Raw genomic sequence first — 17,153 nt, forward strand, 5'->3', positions numbered from 1 at the left:
CTACCAAGAAGGGGAGGAGCGGTCGCTCTTCCCCTCGGCAACGAAGGACCCAGCAAAGCCGCAAGATGAAGCGTTCAGTTCCTTTCGAGATATTCCGCTATGCCGCGATCCTTGCGGCGATGGCGGTGACGCTGGTGCCGATCCTGTGGATGGTGTCGATGGCGTTCAAGCCGATCGCCGAATGGTCGGCGACCGGCGCCGACCTGACATGGTGGCCGAAGAACCCGACACTCAGCAATTTCCGCTTCGTCTTCGGTGAGTCGACCAACAATCTGATCGTCGCCCTCGACCGCACAGCTTTGAAGCCGATCCTGTCGTCGCTGCTGTCGGCCACATTCGGTACGGCAATCGCCATGTCGGCGGGCACCGCGGCGGCCTACGGGCTGTCGCGCTTCGGCTCGGGCCAGAACCTGCCGCTGGCGCTGATCCAGCTTCGCCTGTTTCCGCCAATGGCGGTCATGACCCCGGTGATGATCATGTGGGCCTTCCTCAATTTCACCGACAGCTGGTGGGGGCTGTCGTTGATCTACGGCATCGTCACGCTGCCTTTCGCCTTCTGGCTGATGAAGACCTTCTTCGACGACATGCCGCGCGAGATCGAGGAGGCGGCACTGGTCGAGGGCTGTTCGCGGTGGCGCGTCTTCACGCGCATCACGCTGCCGATGATGCGCGCGCCGCTGGCCAGTGCCGCGCTGTTCGTCTTCATCCTCAACTGGTCGGACTATCTGATTGCGCTGCTTCTGACGACGCGCGAATGGGTGACGGTCCCCGTCTACATGGCCTCGCTGTCCTCCTCGATGACCGGCCAACTCTACGGCGCCAAGGCAGCGCTCGGCCTGATAGCCGCAGTGCCGCCTGTCATCATGGGCATCGCCATCCAGCGCCATCTGGTGCGCGGGCTGACCTTCGGGGCGCTCAAGCAATGAGCGCGGTGACTGCGACGATTTCGGAGGGCGACATGCAAGCCTCCAAAGCGGCGTCGGTGCTGCCGGACGAGGGCGCAAAGCTCGGCTTTCGGCTGACGCTGCCGGCGCAGATCCTGGTGCTGTTCATCGCCGTCTTTCCGCTCCTGATGCAGCTCTACATCAGCCTGACCGACTGGTCGCCGCTGTCGGGCACCGGCTGGTGGAACGCCTGGTCGATGTGGAACAGTTTCGCCAACTACACCGATCTTGCCGCCGATGCGCGCTTCTGGAGTGCGCTGAAGCGCACGGCCATCGTCATGATCGTCTGCGTGCCGGCGGAGTTCCTGCTCGGCTTGGCGCTCGCGACACTGTTTGCGGACGAGTTCCCCGGCAAGCGGATCTTCTACTCGATCCTCTTGATGCCGATGATGGTGGTGCCGGCGGTGGCCGGCTACATGTTCTTCATGCTGTTTCAGTCGGGCGGCCCGGTCAACGACATCCTGTCGGCGATCTCAGGCTTTCCCGTCACCATCGCCTGGCTGTCGGACCCGACGCTGGCGCTCATCGCCGTCATGGTCGCCGATATCTGGCAGTGGACGCCGCTGATGTTCCTGATCCTGCTTGCCGGCCTGGTCGGCGTGCCTGAGGACCAGATCAAGGCGGCGACGCTGCTCGGTGCCAACCCCTGGCAGCGATTCATCACCATCGTGCTGCCGAAGATGAAGACGATCATCATCATCGCGCTGGCGATCAGGGTGATCGAGAACTTCAAGATCTTCGACACGCTCTACATCATGACCGGCGGCGGTCCTGGCGTCGCTACCGAAACCATCTCCGTTTACATCTACAAGCTCACCACCCAGGACCTGATCTGGGGCTATGTGGCGGCAATCGCGCTGGCCATATTGATCGTGCTGTCCATCGCCGCGGTGTTTGCCATGAAACGCATGGCTCGGGTACGCGAGGTGGCGGCCTGATGAGCACCATCCATCTGCAGAACCTGGTCAAGAAATTTGGCGATTTCACCGCGCTGAAGACGATGGATCTGGCCATTGCCGATGGCGAGTTCATGGCGCTGCTGGGGCCGTCCGGCTGCGGCAAGTCGACGACGATGAACATGATCGCCGGCATGGAAGAGCCTACCAGCGGCAAGATCCTGTTCGGCGAGCGCGACATGGCCGGCGTGCCGATGGGGCGGCGCGGCGTCGGCTTCGTCTTCCAGAACTATGCGATCTTCACTCATATGAGCGTGCGGCAGAACCTCGCCTACGGGCCGAAAATGCGCGGCGCACCAAAGGCCGAGATCGGCCGCCGTGTCGGCGCCATTGCCGAGATGCTGCAACTGACGCCGCTGCTCGACCGCAAGGCGGACAGACTGTCGGTCAACATATTGCAGCGGGTGGCGATCGGCCGTTCGGCGATCATGGAGCCGGCGATCTTCCTGCTCGACGAGCCGCTGTCCAATGTCGATGCCGCCTTCCGGGCGGTGATGCGGACCGAACTGAAGCAGTTGCAGCGGCAGTTCCGGCAGACCATGGTCTACGTCACCCACGATCAGCTTGAAGCAATGACCATGGCCGACCGCATCGCGGTGATGGACCACGGCGTGCTGCAGCAGGTCGGCACGCCGCTCGAGGTCTATAACAATCCGGCCAATGTCTTCGTCGCCCGCTTTATCGGCGCGCCGGGCATGAACCTGCTCAAGGGCAGGCCGGCGGAAAGCGACCGTGGTCTGGTCATCGATCTCGGCCCGCTCGGCGTGACACCGCCGCTGCCGGTCGAGATCGCCGATGCCGTACGCAGGATGCGCGGCGAGGTGTTTTATGGCTTTCGACCGGAGCAGGTGACGCTGGCTGAAGGTGGCCGTGGCCTGTCCATGCCGGTGAGTTTCGTCGAGCGGATCGGCGCGCGCACCATCATCCACCTTGGCGACGGCGAGACTGCGGTGAAGGCGGTGTTCGACAATGATGTCGGGCTGGCGATCGGGCAGACAGCTGTCGTCGCGCCGGCGGCGGAGGCGGTGCGCGTCTTCGACGCCGCCACCGGTCTTGCATTGAGAGCAGGTTGAGATGGCCGATATCGTTTTCCATAATGTGACAAAACGCTACGGCAACACGCTCGCCGTCGACGACGCCTCGTTCACTGTCAACGACAATGAGTTCTTCTGCTTCTTCGGGCCGCCGCTGTCGGGCAAGTCGACGATACTGCGTCTGGTGCTCGGGCTGGAAACCCCGGACGCGGGCGAGATCCTGATCGGCGGAAAGCCGGTCAACACGGTGTCGCCGGCCGAGCGCAACGTCGCCATGGTGTTCCAGAATTTGGCGCTGTTTCCGCATATGAGCGCGCGCGCCAACATCCGCTTTCCGCTGGTCGAACGCCGGGTCGCCGAAGCCGAGATCGAAAAGCGCGTCGCCGACGTCGCGGCCAAGCTGCATATCGGCCATATCCTGCACAAGCCGCCGGCACAGCTTTCAGGCGGCGAGCGGCAGCGCGTGGCGATCGCCCGTGCGCTGGTGCGCGACCCGGCCGCCTATCTGATGGACGACCCGATTTCGGCGCTCGACGCCCGGCTGCGCGAGGAAACGCGGGTCGAGCTGAAGCGCATCCAGCGCGAGCTCGGCAAGACGCTGATCTATGTCACGCACGACCAGGAAGAAGCGATGTCGGTCGCCGACCGAATGGCCATTCTGGAGAACGGCAAGATCAGGCAGATCGGCGCGCCGGCCGAGATCTATGACCGGCCAGCCAGCACCTATGTGGCGCGGCTGCTCGGGTCGCCGATGATGAACATATTGAAGTCGGTGCACGGCGCCGAAGGCGTGGAGGCGGCGGAAGGCACGATCCGCATCGCGGATACCGGCGCCCCGGCCGATGCCGTGGAAATTGGACTCAGGCCGGAAGACATCAAGGTCAAGGCCTGGTCGGAGGGGGGCGCGGGCCGCCCGGCGCGAGTGTTCGAGGTCGAGCCGCTCGGCGGCTACACCGTTGTGACGCTCGCCGCCGGGCAGGCGCGTCTGCGGGCGCTGTTGCGCGGCCAGCCAGACATCAGGCCAGACGCGATGGTGGCGATATCCTGCGAGCCCGGCAGGGTGCATTATTTCGGACAGAGCGGGGGAGCGCTGGCAAGATGACGGCGGCGGCAAGGAACGAGCTTCGGGAGGAACATATGGCAAGCCAAGAAATGGCGGGCAACGGCTTCGAGCCGGACGTCGAAGTCCGTACCAGGGAATACAGGATCGGCTGCGTCGGCGCCGGCATGATCATGGCCGAATGTCACCTTGCCGCCTACAAGGAAGCCGGTTTCCCCGTGGTGGCGATTGCCTCGCGGACCAAGGCCAGCGCCGAGAAGGTCGCCAAACGCTGGGATATCCCAACCGTCCATGACACGCCGGAACAGCTCATCGAGGACAAGAACGTCGAGATCATCGACCTTGCCTTTCCGCCCGACCAGCAGCCGGCGCTGATCCGCCATGCTCTGAAGCAGGCACATATCAAGGCGATCCTGGCGCAGAAGCCATTGGCGCTGTCCCTTGAAGAGGCCGTCAAACTTCGCGACGAGGCGGCCAAGGCAGGCAAGATCCTCTCGGTCAACCAGAACATGCGTTACGACCAGTCGATGCGCGTCTTGAAGCAGGTCATCGATAGCGGCGCGCTCGGCGACATCGTTTTCGCCCAGATCGACATGCATGCGATCCCGCACTGGCAGAGCTTCCTCGAGGACTATGACCGGCTGACGCTCGCCAATATGAGCGTCCATCATCTCGACGTACTGCGCTTCCTGTTCGGCGATCCCCTGGAGATCACCACCCTGACCCGCAGGGACCCGCGCACCCGCTTCGACCATTCGGACGGCATCACCGTGTCGACGATCAAGTTCCCGTCCGGCGTGCTCGCCGTATCGCTGGAGGATGTCTGGTCCGGGCCGCGCCAGGAGGGCTACAAGGACGACCAGCACATCAATTGGCGCGTCGACGGCACCAAGGGCGTCGCCAAGGGTACCATCGGCTGGCCGACTGGCGCTGCCTCGACGCTGACCTACGCCTCGACCGAGACCACCGGTGGTGAATGGGTGACACCCAGCTGGGACACGATGTGGTTCCCGCATGCCTTCATCGGCGTCATGGAGCAGCTCCAGCACGCGGTCAAGACGGGCGAGCCGCCGGCGCTGTCGGTCGCCGACAACGTCAAGACTATGGCGCTGGTCGAAGCCGGCTATCGTTCGATCGACAAGGGCCGGACAGTCAAACTTTCCGAAATATCAACTGACTGAATTACTTACAGGGAGGACTTCACACCATGATGCAGGCAGGTATTTTCACGGGTTATTTCCCGTATAGCCTCAAGGAAACCGCGCAGAAGATCCGTGCGCTCGATTTCAACACCGTGCAGCTCGACCTGCATTTCAAGGACATAGATCTGTCGGCCGGGCAGATCACCAGGGACAAGGCCAAGACCGTCCGCGATACGTTTCGCGATCACAATCTGCCGATCTGCTGCGTATCGGGCTACACCAACATCATCCATCCGGATATGGGCGAGCGCGAGAGGCGCGTCGGCTATTTGAAGGAGATCATCCGCAACGCACGCCATTTCGGCACCCCTTACGTGATCTCGGAAACCGGTACCTACAACACCGAGTCCGACTGGGTGCATCACCCGAAGAACAAGACCGAGGAAGGTTTTGAGGAATGCCGCAAGGTCATCGCCGACCTTGCCCAGACCGCCTATGACCACGGCGCGGTCTTCCTGCTCGAAACCTATGTCAACAATGTCGTCGGCTCGGTCGAAGAGACGGTGAGGATGTTCGCGCAGGTCGACCACCCAGGCCTCGGCCTGCTGATGGACCCGACCAACTATTTCGAAACGCACAACATCGACAGGATGGACCAGATCCTGAACCAGGTGTTCGACACATTGGCCGACAAGATCAAGATTGCCCACGCCAAGGACGTCAAGCGTTCCGGCGGCGACAAGTCGGAAAAACACGCAGACATCGGCGACGAGGACGCGCTGGAGAGCCACACCTTCCGCGGCGTCGGCGAGATCGAGCTGCCGGCCCCCGGCCTCGGTTCGCTGAATTACGACCTCTATCTCAAGCGGCTGGCCGAAAAGCATCCAAACATCCCGGTCATCATCGAGCATCTTTCGGAAGACGACGTGCCCCGTGCCAAGAAATTCCTCGACGGAAAATTCCGCGCCAACGGACTGTGATGGCGCGGTTCGGCTACGAAACAAGGGAGGAAGAGAAATGTTGAAATTCGCGTTGAAAATCGCTGCCGCGGCGACGGTTCTCGCCGGTGTGGCGCTGGGTACACCGGCGCTGGCGCAGGACGCCCAGAAGACGTTCTACCTGCTGTCGCATGGCGGCCCGTCGGATGCCTTCTGGATCGACTGGAATGCCGGCGCGACCAAGGCCTGCGACCAGCTCAAGGTGACCTGCAAGATCTCGTTCAGCGGCGGCGACATGGCGGCGCAGAAGGAGGCCTTCAACTCGGCCCTTGCCGCCAAACCGGACGGCATCGCCACCACCTCGGCGCAGCCCGGCCTGTGGACCGAGGAGGTCAAGGCAGCCAAGGCGGCCGGCATCCCGATCGTGTTCTTCAATACCGACGATCCGGCAACCGGCCGGCAGGCCTATGTCGGCGCCGACCTTAAGGAAGCCGGTGTCATCTGGGCGAAATATCTGGTCGACCACAAGATGGTGAAGCAGGGCGACAAAGTGTTCCTGCCGGTCGAAGTGCCGGGCGCCAGCTACCAGCAGCTCGAGACCGAAGGCATCGCCAGCGTCTTCGATCCGCTCGGCATCAAATATGATGTGGTCGATTGCGGCACCGATCCGGCCGGCATCATCGCCAAGATGACCGACTACATGGTCGCCAACAACCCGCCGGCGATCATCGCGCTCGGCGATTCCGTCGCGGCCAGCGTCAAGCGGGTGTTCGACGGCGCCGGCGTGCCGGCCGGCAAGATTCCGGTCGTCGGCTGGGGCAATTCGAAGGAAACCGCCGAGTCAGTGAAGTCTGGGTTCATCAACGCGGCTGCCTGGCAGTTCCCGTCAGCGCAGGGCTTCATGCCGGTGGCGCTGCTCGGGTTGGCCGCCGCGGGCGAACCGATCGGCTACGACATTCACACGTTCAGCCTCTACGACGCCTCGAGCGTCGAACCGATCCTGAAACTCTACAACAAATGATTGAAACTGACGCTCGCCGCGCAGGCGGCGAGCGTCACCCTGGCGTATGGTTCGAACTGTCATGACAATTGCCGCAGAAGAGGAAATGCCGCGTGCCAAACGCAGGTCGAGCCTGATGCGCTCGCCGCAGTTCTCTTCGCTCGTCATCCTGATTGTCCTGCTGGCGGTGTTCGCGATCGCCGACGCGAATTTCCTGTCGCCGCTCAACATCTCCAACATGATGGCGTTCCTGCCCGAGCTCGGCATCATCGCACTCGGCATGACGCTGCTTCTGACGGCGGGCGAGTTCGACCTTTCGGTCGGTGCCGTGTTCGGGCTGGCGCCGGTCGTCGTCATGCTGCTGGTGCAGAACGGCGGGTTTGATATTGGCGTCGCGCTGTTGGCCGGCCTGCTGCTCTGCATAGCGATCGGTGCGATCAACGGCCTGATCGTCACCAAGATCGGGATCTCGTCCTTCCTGGTGACACTGTCGATGCTGCTCGTCGTGCGTGGGGCAGCGCTTTACATCACCCAAGGCTTTCCGCTGAAATCCTGGAACCAGCCAGGCTTCTTCGTGACGCTGCTGGCCGGCAGCTTCAATATCGGAACGTTCCGTTTCTATACCTCGCTGTGGTGGTTCATCGGCCTGTCGCTATTGGCGATCTATGTGCTGCACTACGCCAAGCTCGGCAACTGGATCAGCGCTATCGGCTCGAACCGTAACGCCGCCGTAGCGCGCGGTGTGCCGGCCGATGCGGTCAAGATCTGGCTGTTCATCCTGACCTCGGTGCTGGCCGGTCTCGCCGGCATGATCAGCGCCTTCCGCATCTCTGCCGCCTCGCCGGTGGCAGGCACCGGGTACGAGCTCGAAGTGATCGCCATGGTGGTGGTTGGCGGCACCGCGCTGACCGGTGGACGCGGCACCATTTTAGGCACCATCGTCGGCGCGCTGATGCTGCGCAGCATCCGCAACGGCATCGTGCTGATCGGCGTGCCCGGGCTCGCCTACAACATCTTCGTCGGCGTCATCATCCTTGCCATGCTCATCCTGCACGCTTTGCTGCAGAAGAACGCCGCCAGGAGCTGACCATGGAAGTGCTTCGGCTGCAGAATTTGCAAAAATCCTTCGGCAGCGTCCGCGCCCTGAAGAACGCGTCCTTCGCGCTCAACGAGGGCGAAGTGGTGGCCTTGCTCGGTGACAACGGCGCCGGCAAATCGACGCTGATCAAGGCGATCTCGGGCGTGTTTCCGGTCGATCGCGGCGAGATCTATGTGCGCGGCCAGAAGGTCTCCATCCGCTCGACGCGCGATGCGATGGATCTCGGCATCGAGACCATCCACCAGGACACCTCGCTGGCTCCCGATCTCAGCATTGCGCGCAATCTTTTCCTCGGCCGCGAGCCGGTCAATCTCAAATGGCTTGGCGTGTTCGCGCCGCTCGATCTCGCTCGATTGCGCGATGCTGCGTCGGCTCTATTGAAGCGCGTCGGCATCTCGAAGAAACTCGACGCCGATGCGCTGGTCAGCACGCTGTCAGGCGGCGAGCGTCAGTCGATCGCCATCTCGCGCGCCATGCAGTTCGCCGCCAAGGTCATCATCCTCGACGAGCCGACCAACAATCTCGGCGTCGAGGAAACGCACGGCGTGCTGCGCTTCGTCAAGGAAGTGCGCGACGCCGGTCACTCGGTGCTTTTGATCACCCACAACATCCATCACGTCTTCCAGGTCGCCGATCGCATCATCGTCATGCGCCGCGGCGAGATCGTCGCCGAGCAGACGGTCGCCGATACCGATCTGCTGACCGTGGAAAGCATCATCACCGGTGCCGACATATCGGCCCTGCTCAAGGAGACGAGAGCGAAGTGAAGGACCGGAGCAAAGTGAAAGAACTGGCCGTCACATGGTAGAGCTTTACGGCAAGACGCTGTCGCGCCGGCAGGTCTCGGAACGCTCGGGCATGCTGTCGCAGTTCGCCGGCGTGCGGCTGATGACGCTTGGCGACGGCGTCGAGCGCGGCATCCGCATGCTCGAATTCCGCACCGGCTCCGGCCTGCGCTTCACCGCGCTGGTCGACCGGGCGCTCGATATCGCCGATTGCGACTTCAGGGGCCAGGCGATCGGCTGGCACTCGCCGAGCGGTTTTCGCCATCCCGGCCTGCACGAATATGAAGGCGAGGAGGGATTGGCGTGGGCGCGGTCGTTTTCCGGCCTTCTGCTGACCTGCGGCCTCGACCATATATTGTTCATGAACGAGGTACCCGCCGACACCTACAACTACCCGCCGAAGAAGACGGTACGCCATTCGCTGCACGGCCGTGTCAGCACCATTCCAGCGCGGCTGACCGGCTATGGCGAGACCTGGGACGGCGACCGCTGCGTGTTGTGGGCCGAAGGCATCGTCCAGCAATCGACTGTATTCGGCGAGGATCTGCACCTGCTGCGGCGGATCGAGGCCGATGTCGGCGGCAACGAGATCCGGCTTTCGGACCGTGTCGTCAATCACGGTTTCAACCGTACGCCGCATATGTATTTCTACCACATCAATGTCAGTCATCCGGTGCTCGACGAGGGATCGCGCTACCTGGCGCCGATCCGCGACGTCGTCTGGGCCGGGCATGCCGGCGAGCGCTATGAAGCGCAGAAGGTCGGCTACCGCACGGTGCCGGCGCCGCAACCGGGATTCAAGGAACAGGTCTGGCAGCATGAACTCGGCGCCGACAGCACCGGCGAAGTCCCGGTGGCGGTGGTCAACGACAGGCTCGGCCTTGGCTTCGAGGTGGTCACGCGCAAGGACCAGTTGCCTTGCGCCTATGAATGGCAGAATTTCCAGGCCGGGCAGTACGCGCTGGGCATCGAGCCGTCGACGCATCATGTGCTGGGCAATCTGGCGGCGCGCGAACGCGGCGAGATGATCTGGCTGGAGCATGGCGAGAGCCGCTCCTACGATGCGGCGTTCCGGGTCCTCGACGGCGCCGGCGAGATCGCCGCCGCCGAAAGCCGGATCGCTGCAATCGCCAGGCAGCCGCAGCAGGATTATCCGCAGCCGTCGGGCCGTTTTCCTGTTCTTGGAGGCAGGTCGTGATAATGGCGAAGACGATACGGGACACCAGTTGGGAGGCTGGTTCCGGCCGGAGCGGGGAGGGTTGGCGGCCGATCGGGAATTGGAGGTCACAATGGCTGGCACGGTAAAGCGCGATTACAGCCTGGTCGGCGAAAGCACGCGCAGGGCGATCGAGACGGGACTGGCCTCGGCGGAGTGGTACCACACGGATGTCCCCCGCAAGGCGATCAAGGAGTTGATGCAGCGCTCGGACGGCCCGGCGATCCGCGACACGATCATCTGGATCGTCGCCATCCTCGGCTCCGCAGCTGGCGCCATCTTTTTCTGGGGTACCTGGTGGTGCGTGCCGTTCTTCTTCGTCTACGGCGTGCTCTACGGCTCGTCCAGCGACTCGCGCTGGCACGAATGCGGCCATGGCACTGCCTTCCGCACGCGCTGGATGAACGATGTCGTCTACCAGATCGCCAGCTTCATGCTGATGCGCAACCCGGTGACCTGGCGCTGGAGCCATGCCCGCCACCACACCGACACCATCATCGTCGGGCGCGACGCCGAGATCGCCGTGATGCGCCCGCCGGACCTTTTGCGTGCGGCGCTGGCTTTCACCGGCATCCTCGATTTTCGCTATTCGCTTCCGGCACTGGTACGCCAGGCGTTCGGCAAGCTGACGCCCGACGAGAAAAGCTACGTTCCCGAGATGGAACAGCACAAGGCCGTCATCGCGGCGCGCTGGCATATTGCCATCTACATCGCCACGATAGCACTCGCCCTTTTCATGCGGTCGTGGATACCGGTGGTGCTCATCGGCGTGCCGCGCCTCTACGGCACCTGGCACATGGTGATGACCGGCCTGCTGCAGCATATCGGTCTGGCCGACAACGTCGTCGATCACCGGCTCAACACCAGGACCGTATACATGAACCCGATCAGCCGGTTTATCTACTGGAACATGAATTATCACGTCGAGCATCACATGTTTCCGATGGTGCCTTACCACGCGCTGCCCAGGCTGCACGAACTGATCAAGCACGATCTGCCGGAGCCGAACCCGTCGATATGGCATGCCTATCGCGAGGTCTGGCCTGTCCTGCTCAGGCAGCTCAAGTACGAGGATTATTTCCTCAAGCGCGAACTGCCGCCAACGGCCAGGCCCTATCGTGGCGAGTTCCACGAAGTGAACATGTCGGCGGCGGCTGAATAGGCACCGCAGCAGCGCAACGCAGAAATTTCGGGAGAAGCAGAGATGGCCGATTGGGTCGAAGCGTGCGCCGTGGACGATGTCGACGAGGAAGACGTCATCCGCTTCGACCATGGCGGCCGCACCTTCGCGATCTACCGTTCGCCGGACGATCAATTCTTCGCCACCGACGGGTTTTGTACGCATGAGAAGGCGCATCTGGCCGACGGGCTTGTGATGGACGACATCATCGAATGCCCAAAGCACAATGGCCGCTTCAATTACAAAACCGGCCAGGCCAAAGGGGCTCCCGTCTGTGTCAATCTGCAGACCTATCCCGTCAAGGTGGAAGCTGGCAAGGTGATGATCCAGATCGCCTGACCGGCCTTCTGTCACGTAGCAAAGGGGACCAGAATCCATGAGCCGGAAAAGACCGACCGTCGCAGACCTGCGTGCCATGAAGGGCAAGCGGCAGCTGACGATGCTGCGCGTGCTGACGATGGACGAGGCCGAGGCCGCCGAACGCGCCGGCGTCGATATCGTCTCGGTGCCGCCGGAGCTCGTGCTCAATCCGCAATACCGCGATGCGGCACCCAGCCTGTTCACCATGCCGGGCGAGAATTTCTTCGAGATCGGCACAGCAGATGATTTCGTCCGCTGGGCGTTTCGGCTCTACAAGGCCAGCGCCGATGCGGTCTATTGCAGCGCCGGCTACGCCACCATCAAGCGGATGGCCGACGATGCCATTCCGGTAATCGGCCATGTCGGTCTCATCCCGTCACGCGCCACCTGGACTGGCGGCTTCAAGGCCGTCGGCAAGACCGCCGATACCGCCATGCAGGTGTTCGACGCGGTGAAGCAACTGGAGGCCGCCGGCGCGATCGGCGCCGAGATCGAGGTGGTGCCGGTCGAGGTGGCCAAGGCGATTTCGGAGCGGACGTCGCTGATCATGCTGTCGATGGGGGCGGGCACCGGCTGCGATGCGCAATACCTGTTCGCCGACGACATCCTCGGCCAGAACCGTGGCCACATGCCGCGCCATTCCAAGGTCTATCGCAATTTCGCCGCCGAATACGATCGCCTGCAGGCCGAACGCGTCGCTGCCTTCTCCGAATATGTCGCCGATGTGAACAGCCTGGCCTATCCCGAAGACAGGCACGTCGTGCACATGGACCCGGACCAGCTCAGCCTGTTTATGGAGAAGATCGAAGCCGCATGAGACACGCCGCCTGCGGCGCGAAGCGCCATCGCGGATCGTAAAAAGCCGGTTCGGCGCCAGGGCCAGGTCATCGCTTGGCCGGCTGCGATGCCACACGAAAGTTTGTTGGACCAGGTCTGGACGGCACCGGCCAGATGCTGTTGAAACCGGTGCGTCATCGGTTTGCCGGACAATTGCGCGGTTGCTGATGGAGCGGGTGAAAATTCCCCTTCGGACAGTTCTGCGCATGACCGCCATTCCCGAAAACAAAGCCTTGCCGGAAACCGCGACGGCGCGGCAAGCCCGGCGGGTGGCGCTGATCGTCGCCGTCGCCTTTTTCATGCAGCTTCTGGATTCGACCATCATCTCGACCTCGCTGCCGCAGATGGGAGAATCCTTCGGCGTGGCGGCGGTGGCGATGAGCATCGGCATCACCGTCTATATGCTGACCATGGCGGTGTTCGTGCCGCTGTCCGGCTGGCTCGCCGACCGTTTTGGCGCGCGCAACATCTTCCTCGTTGCGATCGCCCTGTTTACATTGGCCTCGCTCGTTTGCGGCATCTCGCAGAACCTGGCCGAGTTCGTTGCCGCCCGCGCGGTGCAGGGCCTGGGCAGCGCGCTGATGACGCCGGTCGGCCGCATCCTGGTGCTGCGCAATGCGCCGAAATCCGAGCTTCTCAACGCCACGGCGCTGATCACCTGGCCGGCGCTGTTTGCGCCGGTGGTCGGGCCGGTGCTTGGCGGCTTCATCACCACTTATTTCTCCTGGCACTGGAATTTCTTCATCAACATCCCGCTTGGGGTTGCCGGTTTGGCGCTGGTCGCCCGCTTTATTCCCGGCGACCGCGAAGCCGGAGCCAAGCCGCTCGACTGGCCGGGCTTCCTGCTGACCTCGGTGGGGCTCGCCTCGATGCTCTACGGCCTCGAGCGCATCGCGCATCCGCAAGACGGTGCCTTGCCAACCGTGGCACTGCTCGGCACGGGCATTTTGGTCGGCTGGCTGGCTGTGCGGCATCTGCGACGCGCCAACCATCCGCTGCTCGATCTCACAGCTTTCAAGGTGCAGACCTTCGCCATCTCGACGCTGTCGGCCGGCACGATTTTCCGGATCGCCATCAACGCCACGCCGTTCCTGCTGCCGCTTTTGTTCCAGGTCGGCTTCGGACTGAGCCCAATCGATGCGGGCGTGATGATCCTGGCCTATTTCTTCGGCAATCTCGGCATGAAGGCGGTGACGACGCCGACGCTGAGGCGCTTCGGCTTCCGTTCGGTGCTGATCGTCAACGGGGTGATCGCCTCCTTGTCGATCATGGCCTGCGCGGCGCTTTCGCCGCAGACGCCGCAAGCGTTGGTGGTGGTCCTGATGCTGATCGCCGGACTGTCGCGTTCGATGCAGTTTACCGCGCTCAACACACTGGCCTTCGCCGATGTGGCCTCACCGCAGCGCAGCTCGGCGGCGACATTGTCCAGCATGCTGCAACAGGTGGCGATGCTGTTCGGCGTGGCGGTGGCGGCGGCACTGCTCAACCTGTCGCAGATCGCCAGGGGCGCTGCGGCGCTCGATCTGATCGACTTCCGACTTGCCTTCCTGGCGATCGGCGCAATCGGGCTCGTCGCCTCGTGTCGCTTCCTGGCGTTGCCGAACGCTGCCGGCGCCGAGGTCTCGGGCCATGTTTTGCGGAGCTGAAATCGGCCGCAGTTGTCCGTCCTGTGTCGGCGGAGGCGGGGAGCTTTTCCTTCTCCCACAACAAGGGGAGAAGAAAAGGGCGGCGCTACACCGGCCGATATATCTTCTCCGCCGTGTTCCAAAAGACATCCGCCTCGGCGGTCGCGCCGTGTTTTGCCACGGCCTGCCGGTGCGCCCTGATCAGCTCGGCGTGGCTGGTCCACAGTTTCTCGATCGGGAAGTTCGAGCCGAACGTCAGATGATCGCTGCCGAGGATGTCGATGGCATTGTCGACGATATAGCCGATGAGCGCCGGATCGTTACGGTGGACGAAGGTGCCGAGGCCGGACAGCTTTGCATAGAGGTTGGGCGCCGCTGACAGCGTGCGCAGCCCTGCCTTCCAGGCCTCGGTGGTTTCGGGCTCCATGCCGGTCAGCATGCCGGCGTGGGTGAGAATGAAATTGGTCTCGGGGTTCTCGCCGACGAGCGTCAGCCCATCCTTCATCTGGGCGGGGAAAAGCTGCAGGTCGAAGGACAGGCCGTAATCCTTGAGCCGCGCGACATTAGCCCGCACCTTCGGGTCGATGACCTGATCGGCCGAGGCGGCGAAGCGGAAGGCCGGCGTTTCGTGCCAGTGCAGCTGCATGCGCACGCCGCGCAGCAGCGGGTATTTGATCAGCCGGTCGATCTGGGAACGCACGTCGTCCACGGTCATGTCGGCATAGCCGACGATGGCGTGCGGCCAGCCGGTTTCTTCCGCGGTCTTCTGCAGGAACGCGACCTCGTTCTCGAAATCCTCCTTGGCCCAGTTGGTCTGGACATAGACCGCCTTCTCGACGCCCGAGCCTTTCTGGTCGGCAAGGAATTCCTCGATCGGATAGTCGCGGCGGATCGGCTCGTAGGGGCCAAAGATGCGCGGGACCATCGGCCCGACCAGCCACGGCTGGTCCTTTTGGCGCCAGATGTGGAAATGCGCGTCGATCGCCTTCTGCATCACGAAACCCTCTTCCAGATTGCCGCGGCCACGGGGGCGGGGCGGGCGAGCGACAGGATGAAATCGGTGAGGCCCGCGATGGACGAGCCGTCGACCAGGTCGTCGAGCATCGGCAGGATGGCGCGAAGTGCTGCCGTTGCCGGCTGGAAACGCGGATCGCCGGCCAACGGCGTCGCCAGGGAGAGTCGGAAGGCGCGGGCAAGCAGCCGGCGCATCGCCATTTCCAGCTCGGCATGATCGCCGCGCTCGAGCGCATCCGACAGGATGACGATTGCCGCTCCGCGTGCAAAGGCGGAGAAGCGCGGCACCGAGAGGAAGGCTAGCAGCGTTGGACCCATGCGGGTGCCGCCGTCCCAGTCGTCGACCTGGGCAGCGGCGCGGGCCAGCGCCTGGTCGCGGTCGCGAATACGCAGCGCCGAGGTGATGCGGGTCAGCCGTGTGCCGAAAGTGAAGACCTCCGCCCGGTCGGCGCCTTGCACCGCCGCGTGTGCCAGCTTGAGATAGTCCGATGTGTAGTGCTTCATCGAGCCCGACACGTCGATCAGGATGAGAAGCTTGCGCGGCACTGTCTGCCGCCGGCGCAGCAGCGGCGAGGGGATATCGCCGTCGGCACTGACGATTTCGCGCAGCGAGCGGCGCAGGTCGAGCTTGCCGCGCGCATGCGTGCGCACGGTGCGGAAGGACCGGCGGGCGGGCAAAGCGGTGGCGAGCTTGCGGCGGAAGGCGGCAAGCCCGTCGCGATCGCGCTGGAACTCGCGGACGCTCAACTGTTCGCTGGCCGAAGACAGTTCGCCGCCTTCCTCCTGGCGGACCACTTCGATTTCTTGTTTGCTGGTTTTGCCGTCGTCCTTGATGCGGGCTTCCTCGTCGGCGTCGCCTTCGACCAGCGCCGCGGCATCCCCGTAGAAATGGCTCCGGAAATGCGCCTCGAATTCGTCGCGGCGGTCGGGCGGCGGCGCCAGCGTGGCGAGGGCCGCTTCGCGGACGTCGGCCATCGAGCGTGGGCCGAGCAGCGTAACCGCCTGCATGAAACCGGAGACCTGCTCGGGCGCCACCGGGAAGCCGTAGCGGCGCAGCAGCCGGCCGAAGCCGAGGAAGGGTGCTGCCCCTTGAGGCAGGCCCGCCGCGCTCACGCTAGCGCCTCCTCGACAATCTTGCCGAGCTCGGGCGCGATGCAGGAAAGGTCCTCCTCATCCTTGATCAGCACGCCGATGGCGCGGCGGAAGGCTTCCGGCCAGGGGCTGCCGCCCTTTTCGAGGATGGTGGCGGCATTGGCCCATTCGACCGCCTCGGCGATGCCTGGCGGCTTGGCCAGCGGACGCGCGCGGATGTCGCGCACGGCGGAAGCCACGGCGCGCGCCGTGGCCTCGGCGACGTCGCCGGCGCGCAGCATGATGATCTCGGCCTCGCGAATGGCGTCGGGATAGGTGATCAAGTGATAGACACAGCGCCGCCGCAGCGCTTCGGCAAGCTCACGGGTGCGGTTCGAGGTCAGGATGACGATCGGCTGCGCCGTCGTGCGAATGGTGCCGCGCTCGGGAATGCTGATCTGGAAATCGGACAGGAACTCCAGCAGCAGCGCTTCGAATTCATGGTCGGAACGGTCGATTTCGTCGACCAGCAGCACGCGCTTTTCCGGCGCCTTCAGCACCTGCAGCAGCGGCCGCGCGATCAGGAAACGGTCGTCGTAGATGTCGACCTCGTGCTCGCCGGCATGGCGGATGGCGAGCAGCTGGCGCTGGTAGTTCCACTCGTATAGCGCATGTGCGGCGTCGATGCCTTCATAGCATTGCAGCCGCACCAGATCGCGCCCGAGCAGTTCGGCTATCGCCTTCGCCGCTTCGGTCTTGCCGACGCCGGGCGCGCCTTCGAGCAGCAGCGGCTTACCCAGCCTGATCGCCAGGAAGATTGCGGTGGCCAGGCTTTCATCGGCGAGATAGCGCGAGGCGGCGAGGCGGGACGCCATCGCCTCCGGCGAGGTCG

At 63.7% G+C, this 17,153-nt stretch carries 17 protein-coding genes; 14 read left to right on the forward strand and 3 right to left on the reverse strand.

Annotated features, from left to right (window positions below; genetic code table 11):
• The first annotated feature begins 65 nt into the window (after window positions 1-65).
• From NKI63_RS22910 to NKI63_RS22975, 14 genes are all read left to right on the forward strand, one after another.
• Complete coding sequence (locus NKI63_RS22910; RefSeq protein ID WP_254820511.1) at window positions 66-926, forward strand: carbohydrate ABC transporter permease; 861 nt, start codon at window positions 66-68, stop codon at window positions 924-926.
• Window positions 923-1,882 carry a carbohydrate ABC transporter permease gene (locus NKI63_RS22915; RefSeq protein WP_352505504.1) on the forward strand — a complete coding sequence of 320 codons (960 nt, stop codon included), beginning with the start codon at window positions 923-925 and terminating at the stop codon, window positions 1,880-1,882. The genes NKI63_RS22910 and NKI63_RS22915 overlap by 4 nt, the downstream gene beginning before the upstream one ends.
• Window positions 1,882-2,973 carry an ABC transporter ATP-binding protein gene (locus NKI63_RS22920; protein ID WP_352505506.1) on the forward strand — a complete coding sequence of 364 codons (1,092 nt, stop codon included), beginning with the start codon at window positions 1,882-1,884 and terminating at the stop codon, window positions 2,971-2,973. Before NKI63_RS22915 ends, NKI63_RS22920 begins: the two co-directional genes overlap by 1 nt.
• A gap of 1 nt (window position 2,974) precedes the next feature.
• Complete coding sequence (locus NKI63_RS22925) at window positions 2,975-4,036, forward strand: ABC transporter ATP-binding protein (RefSeq protein ID WP_352505507.1); 1,062 nt, start codon at window positions 2,975-2,977, stop codon at window positions 4,034-4,036.
• Between the two features lie 50 nt (window positions 4,037-4,086).
• The gene (locus NKI63_RS22930; RefSeq protein ID WP_352687650.1) at window positions 4,087-5,175 is read left to right on the forward strand and encodes a Gfo/Idh/MocA family protein; all 1,089 of its coding nucleotides are present in this window, start codon (window positions 4,087-4,089) and stop codon (window positions 5,173-5,175) included.
• Window positions 5,176-5,201: 26 nt separating this feature from the next.
• Window positions 5,202-6,116 (forward strand): sugar phosphate isomerase/epimerase family protein, encoded by a 915-nt coding sequence (locus tag NKI63_RS22935; protein ID WP_352505508.1) that lies wholly within the window; start codon window positions 5,202-5,204, stop codon window positions 6,114-6,116.
• Window positions 6,117-6,153: 37 nt separating this feature from the next.
• On the forward strand, window positions 6,154-7,095 hold the full coding sequence (locus NKI63_RS22940; RefSeq protein WP_023675781.1) for a sugar ABC transporter substrate-binding protein: 942 nt from the start codon (window positions 6,154-6,156) through the stop codon (window positions 7,093-7,095).
• 61 nt (window positions 7,096-7,156) lie between these two features.
• Window positions 7,157-8,161 carry an ABC transporter permease gene (locus NKI63_RS22945; protein WP_245274659.1) on the forward strand — a complete coding sequence of 335 codons (1,005 nt, stop codon included), beginning with the start codon at window positions 7,157-7,159 and terminating at the stop codon, window positions 8,159-8,161.
• Complete coding sequence (locus NKI63_RS22950; protein ID WP_352505663.1) at window positions 8,158-8,940, forward strand: ATP-binding cassette domain-containing protein; 783 nt, start codon at window positions 8,158-8,160, stop codon at window positions 8,938-8,940. The genes NKI63_RS22945 and NKI63_RS22950 overlap by 4 nt, the downstream gene beginning before the upstream one ends.
• A 34-nt stretch (window positions 8,941-8,974) precedes the next feature.
• Complete coding sequence (locus NKI63_RS22955) at window positions 8,975-10,156, forward strand: aldose 1-epimerase family protein (protein ID WP_352686245.1); 1,182 nt, start codon at window positions 8,975-8,977, stop codon at window positions 10,154-10,156.
• A 91-nt stretch (window positions 10,157-10,247) separates the two neighbouring features.
• A complete protein-coding gene (locus NKI63_RS22960) occupies window positions 10,248-11,336 on the forward strand; it encodes a fatty acid desaturase family protein (RefSeq protein ID WP_352505511.1) in 1,089 nt (362 codons plus the stop codon).
• Window positions 11,337-11,378: 42 nt separating this feature from the next.
• On the forward strand, window positions 11,379-11,693 hold the full coding sequence (locus tag NKI63_RS22965; RefSeq protein ID WP_352505512.1) for a MocE family 2Fe-2S type ferredoxin: 315 nt from the start codon (window positions 11,379-11,381) through the stop codon (window positions 11,691-11,693).
• Between the two features lie 37 nt (window positions 11,694-11,730).
• Window positions 11,731-12,531 (forward strand): 3-methyl-2-oxobutanoate hydroxymethyltransferase, encoded by an 801-nt coding sequence (locus tag NKI63_RS22970; RefSeq protein ID WP_352687462.1) that lies wholly within the window; start codon window positions 11,731-11,733, stop codon window positions 12,529-12,531.
• A 226-nt stretch (window positions 12,532-12,757) separates the two neighbouring features.
• Window positions 12,758-14,197, forward strand: coding sequence for a DHA2 family efflux MFS transporter permease subunit (locus NKI63_RS22975; protein ID WP_352505664.1), 1,440 nt, complete (start codon window positions 12,758-12,760; stop codon window positions 14,195-14,197).
• 85 nt (window positions 14,198-14,282) lie between these two features.
• Here the strand turns inward: NKI63_RS22975 and NKI63_RS22980 are convergent, their stop codons facing one another.
• The 3 genes from NKI63_RS22980 to NKI63_RS22990 are packed head-to-tail and all read right to left on the reverse strand — an operon-like array spanning window position 14,283 to window position 17,136.
• Window positions 14,283-15,170: an amidohydrolase family protein gene (locus NKI63_RS22980; protein ID WP_352505513.1), complete on the reverse strand. Its 888-nt coding sequence runs from the start codon at window positions 15,168-15,170 to the stop codon at window positions 14,283-14,285.
• Window positions 15,170-16,303, reverse strand: a complete 1,134-nt coding sequence (locus tag NKI63_RS22985; RefSeq protein WP_352505514.1) for a vWA domain-containing protein — start codon at window positions 16,301-16,303, stop codon at window positions 15,170-15,172. Before NKI63_RS22985 ends, NKI63_RS22980 begins: the two co-directional genes overlap by 1 nt.
• The gene (locus NKI63_RS22990) at window positions 16,300-17,136 is read right to left on the reverse strand and encodes an AAA family ATPase (protein WP_352823390.1); all 837 of its coding nucleotides are present in this window, start codon (window positions 17,134-17,136) and stop codon (window positions 16,300-16,302) included. Before NKI63_RS22990 ends, NKI63_RS22985 begins: the two co-directional genes overlap by 4 nt.
• Window positions 17,137-17,153: the final 17 nt, after the last annotated feature.

Source organism: Mesorhizobium sp. M0410 (assembly GCF_040321435.1).
GTDB lineage: Bacteria > Pseudomonadota > Alphaproteobacteria > Rhizobiales > Rhizobiaceae > Mesorhizobium.

Excerpts from the sequence above, each read along its gene's own strand:
- NKI63_RS22925 (WP_352505507.1), top strand. The coding sequence starts at position 2,975 with ATGGCCGATATCGTTTTCCATAATGTGACAAAACGCTACGGCAACACG.
- NKI63_RS22975 (WP_352505664.1), top strand. The coding sequence starts at position 12,758 with ATGACCGCCATTCCCGAAAACAAAGCCTTGCCGGAAACCGCGACGGCG.
- NKI63_RS22965 (WP_352505512.1), top strand. The coding sequence starts at position 11,379 with ATGGCCGATTGGGTCGAAGCGTGCGCCGTGGACGATGTCGACGAGGAA.
- NKI63_RS22980 (WP_352505513.1), bottom strand. The coding sequence starts at position 15,170 with ATGCAGAAGGCGATCGACGCGCATTTCCACATCTGGCGCCAAAAGGAC.
- NKI63_RS22945 (WP_245274659.1), top strand. The coding sequence starts at position 7,157 with ATGACAATTGCCGCAGAAGAGGAAATGCCGCGTGCCAAACGCAGGTCG.
- NKI63_RS22935 (WP_352505508.1), top strand. The coding sequence starts at position 5,202 with ATGATGCAGGCAGGTATTTTCACGGGTTATTTCCCGTATAGCCTCAAG.
- NKI63_RS22990 (WP_352823390.1), bottom strand. The coding sequence starts at position 17,136 with ATGGCGTCCCGCCTCGCCGCCTCGCGCTATCTCGCCGATGAAAGCCTG.
- NKI63_RS22940 (WP_023675781.1), top strand. The coding sequence starts at position 6,154 with ATGTTGAAATTCGCGTTGAAAATCGCTGCCGCGGCGACGGTTCTCGCC.
- NKI63_RS22915 (WP_352505504.1), top strand. The coding sequence starts at position 923 with ATGAGCGCGGTGACTGCGACGATTTCGGAGGGCGACATGCAAGCCTCC.
- NKI63_RS22970 (WP_352687462.1), top strand. The coding sequence starts at position 11,731 with ATGAGCCGGAAAAGACCGACCGTCGCAGACCTGCGTGCCATGAAGGGC.
- NKI63_RS22920 (WP_352505506.1), top strand. The coding sequence starts at position 1,882 with ATGAGCACCATCCATCTGCAGAACCTGGTCAAGAAATTTGGCGATTTC.
- NKI63_RS22910 (WP_254820511.1), top strand. The coding sequence starts at position 66 with ATGAAGCGTTCAGTTCCTTTCGAGATATTCCGCTATGCCGCGATCCTT.
- NKI63_RS22930 (WP_352687650.1), top strand. The coding sequence starts at position 4,087 with ATGGCGGGCAACGGCTTCGAGCCGGACGTCGAAGTCCGTACCAGGGAA.
- NKI63_RS22960 (WP_352505511.1), top strand. The coding sequence starts at position 10,248 with ATGGCTGGCACGGTAAAGCGCGATTACAGCCTGGTCGGCGAAAGCACG.
- NKI63_RS22955 (WP_352686245.1), top strand. The coding sequence starts at position 8,975 with ATGGTAGAGCTTTACGGCAAGACGCTGTCGCGCCGGCAGGTCTCGGAA.